This window comes from Streptomyces sp. NPDC001514, assembly GCF_053597075.1.
Genome location: NZ_JBSFHO010000041.1, coordinates 45,070 through 56,938 on the forward strand (window position 1 = coordinate 45,070; position 11,869 = coordinate 56,938).

11 protein-coding genes are annotated in these 11,869 nt (G+C 72.4%); 3 read left to right on the forward strand and 8 right to left on the reverse strand.

The annotated features are described in order from the left end of the window. The first annotated feature begins 43 nt into the window (after positions 1–43). Positions 44–490 carry a VOC family protein gene (locus tag ACWCXB_RS32180; protein ID WP_450727308.1) on the forward strand — a complete coding sequence of 149 codons (447 nt, stop codon included), beginning with the start codon at positions 44–46 and terminating at the stop codon, positions 488–490. A 76-nt stretch (positions 491–566) separates the two neighbouring features. Here ACWCXB_RS32180 and cseC read toward each other — a convergent pair whose 3' ends face one another. From cseC to ACWCXB_RS32210, 6 genes are all read right to left on the reverse strand, one after another. Further along, on the reverse strand, positions 567–1,892 hold the full coding sequence (gene cseC, locus ACWCXB_RS32185) for a two-component system sensor histidine kinase CseC (RefSeq protein WP_450727309.1): 1,326 nt from the start codon (positions 1,890–1,892) through the stop codon (positions 567–569). 126 nt (positions 1,893–2,018) lie between these two features. Next, the gene (gene cseB / locus ACWCXB_RS32190; protein WP_450727310.1) at positions 2,019–2,723 is read right to left on the reverse strand and encodes a two-component system response regulator CseB; all 705 of its coding nucleotides are present in this window, start codon (positions 2,721–2,723) and stop codon (positions 2,019–2,021) included. 131 nt (positions 2,724–2,854) lie between these two features. Then, positions 2,855–3,463 carry a hypothetical protein gene (locus tag ACWCXB_RS32195; RefSeq protein WP_450727311.1) on the reverse strand — a complete coding sequence of 203 codons (609 nt, stop codon included), beginning with the start codon at positions 3,461–3,463 and terminating at the stop codon, positions 2,855–2,857. A 68-nt stretch (positions 3,464–3,531) separates the two neighbouring features. Further along, positions 3,532–4,230: a SigE family RNA polymerase sigma factor gene (locus ACWCXB_RS32200; RefSeq protein ID WP_450727312.1), complete on the reverse strand. Its 699-nt coding sequence runs from the start codon at positions 4,228–4,230 to the stop codon at positions 3,532–3,534. A gap of 180 nt (positions 4,231–4,410) precedes the next feature. Then, on the reverse strand, positions 4,411–5,412 hold the full coding sequence (locus tag ACWCXB_RS32205) for an A/G-specific adenine glycosylase (protein ID WP_450727313.1): 1,002 nt from the start codon (positions 5,410–5,412) through the stop codon (positions 4,411–4,413). A gap of 22 nt (positions 5,413–5,434) precedes the next feature. Then, complete coding sequence (locus tag ACWCXB_RS32210; RefSeq protein ID WP_450727314.1) at positions 5,435–6,211, reverse strand: phosphatase PAP2 family protein; 777 nt, start codon at positions 6,209–6,211, stop codon at positions 5,435–5,437. Positions 6,212–6,384: 173 nt separating this feature from the next. Here ACWCXB_RS32210 and ACWCXB_RS32215 point away from each other — a divergent pair, with 173 nt between their 5' ends. Next, complete coding sequence (locus ACWCXB_RS32215; protein WP_450727315.1) at positions 6,385–7,185, forward strand: hypothetical protein; 801 nt, start codon at positions 6,385–6,387, stop codon at positions 7,183–7,185. 90 nt (positions 7,186–7,275) lie between these two features. Here the strand turns inward: ACWCXB_RS32215 and disA are convergent, their stop codons facing one another. Together disA and radA are read right to left on the reverse strand one after the other, a co-directional pair. After that, a complete protein-coding gene (gene disA, locus ACWCXB_RS32220) occupies positions 7,276–8,409 on the reverse strand; it encodes a DNA integrity scanning diadenylate cyclase DisA (RefSeq protein ID WP_450727316.1) in 1,134 nt (377 codons plus the stop codon). A gap of 113 nt (positions 8,410–8,522) precedes the next feature. Further along, on the reverse strand, positions 8,523–9,932 hold the full coding sequence (gene radA / locus ACWCXB_RS32225) for a DNA repair protein RadA (RefSeq protein ID WP_450727317.1): 1,410 nt from the start codon (positions 9,930–9,932) through the stop codon (positions 8,523–8,525). Positions 9,933–10,172: 240 nt separating this feature from the next. Between radA and ACWCXB_RS32230 the strand changes: the two genes are divergently transcribed. Continuing rightward, complete coding sequence (locus ACWCXB_RS32230) at positions 10,173–11,864, forward strand: BACON domain-containing protein (protein ID WP_450727318.1); 1,692 nt, start codon at positions 10,173–10,175, stop codon at positions 11,862–11,864. Positions 11,865–11,869 lie beyond the last annotated feature (5 nt).

The window sequence follows — 11,869 nt, forward strand, 5'->3', positions numbered from 1 at the left end:
CCGTGGCAGGGCAAGCAGGACGAGCGTCGACCAGGAGTACGCCATGATCAAAGGACTCGCCATCTCCACCGTCTGGGTCCTCGACCAGGACCGGGCCAAGGAGTTCTACACCGAAAAGCTCGGCCTGGAGGTCCGTACGGACATGACGATGGGCGAGGGTGGCATGCGCTGGCTCACCGTCGGAGCGAAGGGCCAGCCGGATGTCGAGCTGACGCTGATGGTCCCGGGCGCACCTGCCATGGACGTCGAGTCGGCGGAGGCCATGAAGCGGCTCATCGCCAAGGGCGTCCTCGGTGCAGGGGTCCTGACCACGGACGACATCCAGGGCGATTACGCCAGGCTGAAGGAGAGGGGCGTGGAGTTCCTCCAGGAGCCGCAGGAACGTCCGTACGGCACGGAGGCGATCTTCCGGGACGACTCCGGCAATTGGTTCTCGTTCACGCAGCGCCGTGAGGGGGCACTGGACCTGGACAAGGACTGGGCCTGTTAGAGGCCGACGGCCGCCGACACACCCGGAGCCGTGCGGCGCGTAGCCGCCGGTGCGGCGCCCGCACCGGGCACGGCGCTCAGACCGGGAGCTGGGGCATCGCGAAACTGCCGGTGTTCGTCGGGGCGTGCTCCGGGAGCCAGAGCACCGCGATCGCCCCGCTCGCGCCGGCACCCGGACCGGCGGCGCCCTCGGGGTTCGCGTTGCGGAAGGTCAGCCGGGCGCCGAGGACGCGGGCCTGGCCTGCCGCGATCGTGAGGCCAAGACCGTGCCCCTGCCCGGCGCGGTCGCTCGCCCCCGTGCGGAACCGGCTCGGGCCCTCGCGCAGCAGCGCCTCGGGGACGCCGGGGCCGTGGTCGCGTATCCGTACGACACGGCCCTCGATCGTGACCTCCACCGGCGTCCTGCCGTGCTTGGCGGCGTTGGCCAGCAGATTGCCCAGGATCCGTTCGAGCCGGCGCGGATCCGTGCTGACCCAGGACTCGTGCACGACGCGCACGACCGCGTCCGGGTCCAGCACAGCGACGCGGCGGCTGACGAACTCGCCCAGGGCGATCTCCTGGAGCTCGGCCCGCTCCGACGCGCTGTCGAGCCGGGCCACCTCCAGTACGTCCTCGACCAGCGTGCGCATGGCCTGCGCCCGGTCCCGTACGAGCTCGGAGGGCCGGCCGGGCGGCAGCAGCTCGGCGGCCGTGAGCAGCCCGGTCACGGGGGTGCGCAGCTCGTGGGCGATGTCCGCGGTGACTCGGCGCTCCGCCTCGATGCGCTCGTTCAGGGCGTCGGTCAGGGCGTCGACGGCCCGAGCCAGCTCGTCGGTCTCGTCGCGTACGACTCCGCCGACGGCCTTGCGGACCCGTACCTCCGTGTTGCCCTGGGCGACCTTGCCGGCCGCCGCTGCGGCCTTGCGCAGCCTGCGGGAGAGCTGACCGCCGATGAGCACGCCGAGTGCGGAGCCGGCGAAGACCACCGACACCGAGCCGATGATCAGGGCACGGTCCAGATCCTTCATGATCGCGGCGCTGCGATCGGCGAAACGGTTGTGCAGCGACAGCACATCGCCGTTGCCGAGCGGCACGGCGGCCCAGATGTCAGGGGCGCCGCTGTGGTGTTCCTGCACATAGGTGGCCTGGTGGCCGTCCTCGAGCAGGTACCTCACTTCGCGGGGCAGCGCGGGGTCGTTGAGCTTGGCGCCGAACTTGGGCTCGGTCTTCGGCTTCGTGGTCTCGTATATGCGCTGGGCGAAGAGCAGCCGGTTCATCTGCAGATCGCGCACGTTGTCGAGCATCGAGATACGGGCCGCGTTGTGCACGACCACACTCAGCGCGAACGCGATGAGGGCTCCGACGGCGGCGATCGCGATGCTGATCTTCCATCGGACGCCGGTGCGCAGGGCGAGTCGCTTCATGCGGCGGCCTGTTCTGATCCGGGGCGCGGTGGGCGTGCGGTGGCCACTGCCGGGGGTCCGGGGGGTGCCCCCGGGAGATGCAGCCATCGGACGCCGGTGCGCAGGGCGAGTCGCTTCATTCCGGGGTCAGGCCTTGAGCTTGTAGCCGAAGCCGCGGACCGTTTCGATCCGGTCCTGGCCGATCTTCGTACGGAGCCGCTGTACGTGGACGTCGACGACCCGGGTGTCGCCGCCCCAGCCGTAGTCCCAGACCCGTTCCAGCAGCTTGTCCCGGGACAGCACCGTGCCCGGCGCGGACGAGAACTCCAGCAGCAGCCGCATCTCGGTCGGCGTCAGCCCGACCGGCTCACCGGCGCGGCGCACCTCCATGCCCTCTGTGTCGACCTCCAGGTCACCGAAGGTCAGCACACCGCGGTCGCCCGACTGGCCCGGCTCACCCGAGTCGCCCGCAACGCCGCTCGCGTGCCCGAAGCGGCGCAGCACCGCACGGATGCGGGCGACCAGGACCGCCCCGTCGAACGGCTTGGTGACGTAGTCGTCCGCCCCTGCCTCCAGGCCCAGCACCACGTCGATCGAGTCGGCGCGTGCCGACAGCATGATCACGGGCACGGTCGACTCGTCGCGGATCCGTCGGCACAGGCTGACGCCGTCCAGCCCCGGCAGCATCACATCGAGCAGCGCGATGTCCGGCCGGTTCGCGCGGAAGGCCTCGAGGCCGGCCAGCCCGTCCGGCATCGCGGTCACGGCGAAGCCGTCGCGCTCCAGCGCGAGCTGGGTGGCCTCACGAATGACGTCGTCGTCCTCGACGAACAGGACATGTGTCTCGGCCATCCCGCTGTACTCCGCTGCTCTCTCAGTTCTCGCTCGGTCGCTCGGTCGCTCGGTCGCTCGGTCGCTCGGTCCGTCGGACCGGCGCTCGGTCGGACTGTCACTGGTCCGTACGTCGCCGATCGGTCCTTCGCTCAGTTCTCGCTCGGCGCGGTCGGGGCGGGCTCGTCCACCACGTCGCCGTCCACCGCCCGGCTGAACTCGTTCTCGACCCGGTCGTGTTCCGTGAACTTGTTCCCGGCCCAGCGGTACGTCGTCACGATCTCACCCGAGGGGTACGAGACAGGGTCGCCCTTCGCGTACACCTGCTTGGTGACGACCAGATCGCCCCGGTCGATCGTCGAGTAGACGGCCGACTCCTCGGCGGCGAAGACATTCTCATAGCCGTCGTCGCCCCCGCGGTAGACGAACGTGCCGATCCCCACGGCGCCTCCGCACGTCAACACATTCACCACGACATCCGGCACCGGACTGTCCGTGAGGTTCCCGTACGACGTGTCGACCGGGTACGCGTCCGCCGCGCACGGCTTCAGATCGGCCTTCACCCGCTTGCTGACCTTGGGGTCCTCCATGATCAGCCGAACCGCGTCGACCTTCTTCACCGGCGAGGCCGTCGTGGAGGGCTCTGGGCTCGACGGCGACTGCGCCACCGGATCGGTCCGCGCCGGCCCCTCGTCGCGGGTCCCCGTCCCGCCGGTCGAACAGCCGAGCGCGAGCAGCCCGAAGGCGGCGAGGCCGGCCACTGCCGTGCCACTCGCCGCCCATCGGCTGACGCAGCCTCTGGCACTGCCGCCGTCAATGCCGTCTCCGGCTAGGCCGCGCACTGCTCCCGCCCCCGTTCCTCACGACGTGCGTACGTACGATCCCCGTGCCGTTCCCCGCGCTGCGCAGGGACGCGCGACCCGTGGCCCGTCCGTGCGCGGACTGCCGTTGCCCGGCTCTCGGTTCCCCGGCTCTCGGTTCCCCGACTCTCCATGCCCCTGCCCTTCGGGCCGCGGCTCTCCAGCCCCCGGCCTTCGAGCTCACGGGCCTCCAGCTCCTGGCGGAGCCGGGCGAGCGCCCGGTGCAGCGTGCTCTTCACCGTACCTGTCGACATGCCCAGCGCGGCGGCGGTCTCCTCCGTGCTCATCTGCTCCCAGTGGCGCAGCACGACGACGCTGCGCTGCTTGGGGGCGAGCACCTTCAGCACGTCCATGAGCAGGGCCCGGTCCGCGTGCTGCTCGGTGGCGTCCTCGACGCTCGCGTCGGGCAGCTGCTCGGTCGGGACCTCCTCGAGCTTCCGGGCCCGCCACCACTCGGTCCGCGTATTGATCATGACGCGGCGGAGGTAGGCGTCGGCGAGCGACTTGTCGGCTATGCCGTCCCAGCGGCCGTACGTCCGCACCAGCGCCGTCTGCAGCAGGTCCTGGGCGTCGACCGGGTCGGGGACGAGACGCCGGGCGCTGCGCAGCAGCGCCTCCTGCCGGGTGCGTACGTACTCCTCGAATTCGAGCACCTCGCCGTGCGCCATTCCAACCGCCTCCGTCCCCGTGACAAGCCCCGTGACAAGCTGTGCGTTCCCGTGGTTTCCCTTACGGCACAGGAACCTACGGAGCTGTTGTCACGGGGCTGTCCGAAGCAGCCGTCGGAGGGCGCACGGCCATCCATCGGTTGTGTAACAACGGCGCTTCGCGGGGTTTACCGGGGATTCTCAGGTGAGAGGCAAGCGGAACCGGTCATTCTCCAGTGGCTCGACCAAACCGTCTGCAACCAGCCCGTCCAGGGCGCGGTTCCGCTGCACCGGCTCGTCCCAGACCCGGTCCAGGACCGCCCGCGGCACGGGCGTGACCGCCTCGCGCAGGACCGCGAGCAGCTTGCCGCGGACCTGACGGTCCGTGCCCGCGTACGTCTGGCCGCGCCGTGGCGGCCCGTCGTGCGCCGGCTTCCCGGCCAGCCGCCATGCGCACAGTCCGGCGACCGGGCAGCGCCCGCAGTCCTCGTTGCGCGCGGTGCACACGATTGCGCCGAGCTCCATGGAGGCCGCCGCCCAGCGCGCGGCCGTCGCCTCGTCGTCCGGCAACAGGGCGCGGGCCAGGTGGCGTTCGGCGGCCGTGGTCGCGTTCGGCGGGTACTGGATGCCGGTCGCGGCGCGCGCGAACACCCGACGGACGTTCGTGTCGAGGACCGCGTGCCGCTGCCCGTACGCGAACGACGCCACGGCGGCAGCCGTGTACTCCCCGATCCCCGGCAGCGCGAGCAGCTGTGCGTGCTCGCGGGGTACGTCGCCGCCGTGCCGCTCCGTTATCGCCACCGCGGCGCCGTGGAGCCGTAGCGCACGGCGCGGATAGCCGAGCCGGCCCCAGGCGCGTACGGCCTCACCGGGCGCCTCGGCGGCCAGATCGGCGGGGCGCGGCCAGCGGGCCAGCCACTGCTCGTACACGGGGAGCACCCGGCTGACGGGGGTCTGCTGCAGCATGAACTCGCTGACCATCACGCCCCAGGCGCCGGCCTCCGGGCGGCGCCAGGGCAGATCGCGGGCGTGCTGGTCGAACCAGGCGAGCACCGGGGCGTGGAGGTCGTGGTGGGCCAGGACATCGATGGAGTCGTCCGTGGAGTCGTCCGTGGAGTCGTCGATGGAATCGTCGATGGAGTCGTCGAGTGGGAGATCGGCGGGGACCTCAGCGGCGGGGGAGGGGATGTCTGTCGCAGTCATGGCACTTCCGATCCTGGCATGCTCAGCGCCGCCTGCGGTGCGAGGCGGGATCCGACGCGCGGTCCGTGACGCAGACCGAGGCATGGTCCGAGGCACGGTCCGGGGCGCGCTCCGAGGCGCCGTCCACGACTGCGCACCGGTCACCAGGGCCCGTGAGCCAGAGCGCGAGCCGCGACCGGCTCGTCCGCATCGTCGCGGCCAGTGACGCGGCAGGACGCTCCCCTGCCCGTACGAACACCAGCGCGACGACCGCGCCGAGCACCAGGCCCACGGCCACGTCGTGCGGATAGTGGACACCGACGAAGACCCGCGAGAACGCCATCAGCAGCGCGAGCGGCACGGTCAGCGACCCGGTCAGCCACCCGATGCGCGGCCGGGGCGCGGCGAGTACGAGGGCGACGGCCGCCGCACCCGCGATCGTGGAGTGGTTGCTGGGGAACGACCAGTCACCCGTGGGCGGACACGGCACCAGCGGCGCCACGGCCCCCGCGACCGCGCGGCACGGCCGCTCCTCGTCCACGAGGGACTTCAGCGACTCACTGCACACATAGGCCGCGGCGGTCGCGAGCGGCGCGAGGAGAGCCATCGCCATCGCCCGTGCGTTCCCGGTGCGCGCCTGCCACCACGCGGCGACGAACAGCACCCCGAAGAGCAGCAGACCTGCCTCCGTCCAGAGTTCTGCGAGTTGCCGCACCCAGTGGGGGGCCGCGTGGGCGGAGGCGGTGATGCCGCGGTACAGGCCGCTGGAGACGTCGCCGGAGACGCCGCCGGAGATGTGGCTGGAGATGTCGCTGTCCATGACCAGGGACCGTACGCGCAGCGCGGGTGCGGTCACCCGACGCCAACGACCACGGCAAACCCTGACGAAAGTCAGGGTCAACAGACCCATTCCAGATGATGATCGACAGAATCGAGCATCATAGGCGGCGGGTGGGGCGGGAGTTGTCTCCGATCTCTCGTACAGTTCGGTGCGTGGGATCTCTGCGCAATCCGGTCGGGCCGCTTCCCTCCTCCATCTACTGGCGACGGAGGGCAGTTGCCCTGTCCCTGCTCGCGCTGCTCGCGCTGCTGATCGCCTGGGCGGTCAACTACGGTGGCGGCGGCACGAGGAGCACCGGCGACGACGGCAAGCCGAGCGGCTCCGGGCCCGCGCCCTCCATCACGCCCGGCGACGACCCGTCGGGCCCGGCGATCAGCGAACAGCCGGGCGGACGCGACGAGTCGGGCGCATCCGGCGAGAGCGACGGCACCGGCGACCCCGGCAGTGCCGAAGGCGCCGACGGCACGGGCAAGAACGGTGACCCGGGCGCGAGCGGTGCGGCGAACGGCGGCGCAGCGAACGCCGGTCAGCAGGTCCCTGCCGGATCCCCGATCCCGAACTGCGCGCCGGGTTCCCTGCAGTTGACCCTGCGCAGCGTCAAAGTCTCCTACGAGCCCGGCGAGAAGCCCCGCTTCCAGCTCATCGCGAAGAACACGTCAGCCGTCGCCTGCAAGGCCGACTTCGGCCCGAAGGCCGCGGTCCTGACCATCAGCGACAGCGAAGATGACCAGGTCTGGTCCTCCAGCGACTGCCCGCGCAGCGGCGGCAGCCTCCTGCTGCGTGTCCCGGCGAACTCGACGATCACGCACACCGTCGACTGGGACCGCCACCACAGCGCCCCCCAGTGCGCCACGCCGCCGGCGGACCAGGCCGCGCCGGGTACGTACTTGGTGGAGGCACGCTTCCCGGGCACGACGGTGACTCCGGCGTCGTTCCGCCTGGAGAAGGACTGAACGTCGCGTCCGCTGCGGCGGGCTCCGCGACGCCGGCCGGTGCCAGTGGGGAGCCCCGGCGCGGAGCCCCTGTAGGGAGCCCCGGCCGGGTCAGACGTACCGCTCCAGGATCGACGATTCCGCAAGCCGCGACAGCCCTTCGCGCACGCTGCGCGCACGCGCCTCGCCGACGCCGTCGACCGCCTGGAGGTCGTCGACGCTCGCGGCGAGCAGCTTCTGGAGGCCGCCGAAGTGCTCCACGAGCCGCTCAATGATCGCGCCCGGCAGCCGCGGCACCTTGGCCAGCAGCCGGTAACCGCGGGGCGAGACCGCGGAGTCGAGGGTCTCGGGCGAGCCGCTGTAGCCCAACGCCCGGGCCACGATGGGCAGTTCCAGCAGCTCGGCGTGCGTGAGGTCGTTGAGCTCGGCGAGCGCCTCGTCGACCGTACGGGACCGCTTCGCCGTCGGCTCCGGGACGTAGTCGCGGATGACCAGCTCCCGCTCGGGCTCCACGCCCGCGATCAACTCGTCGAGCTGGAGCGCGAGAAGCCGCCCGTCGGTGCCCAGCTCCACCACGTACTCCGCGATCTCCGTCGCGATCCGGCGCACCATCTCCAGGCGCTGCGCGACCGCCGTGACGTCGCGGACCGTCACCAGGTCCTCGATCTCCAGCGCGGAGAGCGTCCCGGCGACCTCGTCCAGCCGCAGCTTGTAACGCTCCAGCGTCGCCAGGGCCTGGTTCGCCCGGGACAGGATCGCCGCGGACTCCTCCAGGACGCGCCGCTCCCCGTCCACGTACAGCGCGATCAGCCGCATCGACTGCGAGACCGACACCACGGGGAAGCCGCACTGCTTGGAGACCCGGTCCGCGGTCCGGTGCCGGGTGCCGGTCTCCTCCGTCGGGATGGACGCGTCCGGGACCAGCTGCACGCCGGCCCGGAGGATCTTGGTGATGTCCTTGTCGAGGATGAGCGCGCCGTCGAGCTTGCACAGCTCACGCAGCCGCGTCGCGGTGAACTCCACGTCCAGCACAAAGCCGCCCGTGCACATCGACTCGACCGTTTTGTCCATTCCGAGGACGATCAGACCGCCGGTGTTGCCCCGCAGAATGCGCTCGAGGCCGTCCCGCAGGGCGGTGCCCGGGGCGACCGCACTCAGAGAGGCGCGCATCAGCCACTCCGTGCCGGATCCCCCGGAGCCTCCGCCGGACTTTCCGGGTGCTGCGCCCCGGTCGTTGGCTGCCACTGCACTCCTCCGGCTCGTACGGATGGGCGAGACCAGGGCAAAGTCTAGCGACCCCGGCCAGGCCCGGGCGGCGTCGCGGGCCGATGGCTGTCGCCCGGACCTGGCCGGGACCGCTACCGTCGCACCTCGTCCGCCCGTGGGGCCTCTGCCCTGCGCCCGCGCGGGAGCACCCTCAGCGCGTCCCCCATGTCGGCGACTTCCGTGACCTTCATACCAGGCGGGACCTTGCCCGGGTCGGACGGGACCAGGGCGTGGGTGAAGCCCAGGCGGTGCGCCTCCGCGAGCCGGCGCTGGACGCCCGTGACCCGTCTGACCTCACCCGCGAGGCCGACCTCGCCGATCGCCACCAGGTTCTTCGGAAGCGGGGTGTCACTGGCGGCGGAGGCCAGCGCCAGCGCGATCGCGAGGTCCGCGGCCGGCTCGGAGAGCTTCACGCCGCCGACCGTCGCGCTGTAGATGTCCCGCTTGCCCAGCGCGCTGATACGGCCCCGCTGCTCCAGGACGGCGAGCATCATCGACACCCGGGACGTCTCCAGTCCGGAGGTCGTGCGCCGGGGCGACGGGATCTGCGAGTCGACGGTCAGCGCCTGCACCTCCGCGACGAGCGGGCGGCGGCCCTCGAGCGTCACCGTGAGGCACGTGCCCGGCACGGGCTCGTCCCGGCGGGTCAGGAACAGGCCGCTCGGGTCGGCGAGCCCGGTGATCCCCTCGTCGTGCAGCTCGAAGCAGCCGACCTCGTCGGTCGCCCCGTAACGGTTCTTGACGCCGCGCACGAGCCGCAGCCGCGCATGCCGGTCGCCCTCGAAGTGCAGCACGACGTCGACGAGATGCTCCAGCAGTCGCGGGCCCGCGATCGTGCCGTCCTTGGTGACATGGCCCACCAGCAGCGTCGACATGCCCCGCTCCTTGGACGCGCGGATCAGCGCGCCCGCGACCTCACGGACCTGCGCCATCCCGCCCGGCGCACCGTCGATCTCGGGCGATGCCACGGTCTGCACGGAGTCGAGGACGAGCAGCGAGGGCTTGACGGCGTCGAGATGCCCGAGGACGGCGGAGAGATCGGTCTCGGCGGCGAGATACAGATGGTCGTTCAGCGCCTTGATCCGGTCGGCCCGCAGCCGGACCTGGCTCGCGGACTCCTCGCCCGTCACGTACAGCGTGCGGTGGTCGCCGCTCGCCGCCTTCGCCGCGACGTCCAGCAGCAGCGTGGACTTGCCGACTCCCGGCTCCCCCGCCAGCAGCACGACGGCCCCCGGCACCAGCCCCCCGCCGAGGACCCGGTCCAGCTCGTCGACCCCGGTCGTACGGGCCGTGGCCTGGCGGCCGTCGACCTGGCCGATGGGCAGTGCGGCGTTCGTGACCCGCCCCGCGGCCGTCGTACGGACCGCGGGTGCGCCGTACTCCTCGACCGTGCCCCAGGCCTGGCACTCGGGGCAGCGGCCGAGCCATTTGGCGGTCGTCCAGCCGCATTCGGTGCAGCGGTAGGACGGCCTGTCCTTGGCGGTTTTCGTACGGGCAGCCATGGGGGAACCGTAGCGGTACCCACTGACAGCCGTGCGCCACCGGACGGCTCACCCGTCCGGGCGAAGGATTCCCCCTGCCCGTCGCGGCCGCGTACCCCTGCCGCACAGCCCGCCGAAAAGCACAGTCACCCGCGTCGAGGCAAATGCTCCTGTCGCCCATCGAGGGATACCTTCACCCGTAAGAATTAAATGTGCTCAACCGGCACGAAGGGTGTGCCTTCCGCTGCCTACGGTCGCCGGGTGACGAGCAGCAGGCTGGAGCCCACCACGCACACCACCGGCGGACACCGGGCGCACCGCCGTGCGTCCGGTCAGCGGCCGACTCTCGGGCAGACCCCGCCCGCGCGGTACGAGGTGTACCTGGACGGGCTGTTCACGTACTGCCTGTCCGCGCTCTGCGACCACGAGGCGGCGACGGCCGTGCTCGGCGACGTCCTGGCCATTGCCGAGCGGCAGTACGCGCGGTGCCCCGCCGGGGAGTCCGAGCGGAGGGCCTGGCTGTACGCGGTGGCCCGGTGGGCCTGTCTGCGTGCGCTCGCCGAGCAGAAGCGCCGTAGGAGACAGGCGGCAGGAGGCGCGCACAGCGGGCGGCCCGTCGCCGTCTCCGAGGAGGCCGCGCCCAAGGTGTCGCCCGAGGCCGCCGAGCGGCGCCGCGCCGAGCTGGCGCAGCTGGCATGGCCGGAAGCCGCCGGCACCAGCCCCGAGCAGCGCGAGGCCCTGGAGCTCGCGGTACGGCACCAGCTCGGCCCGCGCGAGGTCGCCGCGGTCCTCGGCCTGGAGCCCGCCCGCGCCCGTGAGCTGCTCGCCGCGGCCGCCTGCGAGGTGGAGCGCACGCGCGCGGCGCTCGCCGTCGTCGAGACCGGTAACTGCCCGTCCGTCGCACGGCTCACCGGCGACCATCAGGTGCTGCTCTCCGCGACGCTCCGGCGCGAGCTCGTGCGGCACGTCGACGACTGTCCGCGCTGCCGCCGCGCCGCCGAGCGCGCCGGGGCCACGGGGCCCTGGCCCGGCTCGTCCGTCACCCCCGACGCCCTGCCCCTCGTGCCGGCGCCACGCGCCGCGGCGTACGTGGCGATGCTGCACGTCCCGCGGGCACGCGCCGCGGCGCCGCGCTTCGGGCGCGACGGGTTCCCCATGGACCCCAAGGACCATGCGGCCCGGCGCGACCGGATCCGGGCCCGAGCCGTCACCACGACCGTCGTCGCGACGGTCGTCGCCGCGCCGGTGCTCGCGCTCTGGGCGGCGTACCGGGGCGCCCCGCTCACCGGCGAGGCCGGCGACGGCTCCCCGTTCTCCGCGAGCGAGGTGGACGCGCCGGGCGAGATGGACGGATCCCCGTACGACCGCTATGAGAACGCGGGGAACGCGCGCCAGGAACCCGCCCCCCGCTTCACCGTCGGCAGCCGCACACCCGACGTGTCCGTCGAGGTCATCAGCCCCGGACTGCCGCCGGCCGGGCCCTCCGCTCCGGGCCAGGGCCAGGGGCCCGGCAGGCTCACCGTCGAGGCGCAGCCCTCCGGCGACACCACGCTGATCACCCTCACGGCGTCGGGCGGTACGCCTGTCTCCTGGTCCCTGTGGACCGACGCACCCTGGCTCGAGGCCAGCCTCACCTCAGGCACGCTGTACCCGGGCGAGTCCGTGACCGTCTACGTGTCCGTGGACCACGACGCGGAACCGGCCGGCCCCTGGACCGCCCGCGTAGGGGTCGACCCGTCCGGCGCTGTCCTGGCGATCGACGGCCGCGGGGCCACGCCGCCGTCCTCCGAGCCGCCCTCGCCTTCGGAGCCCCCGTCGTCGTCCGAGCCGCCCTCGCCCTCGGAGCCCCCGTCGTCGTCCGAGCCGCCCTCGCCCTCGGAGCCTCCGTCGTCGTCCGAGCCGCCGACCTCGTCGGAGCCCCCGTCGTCGGAGGACCCTGCACCGTCCGGCTGAGGAAG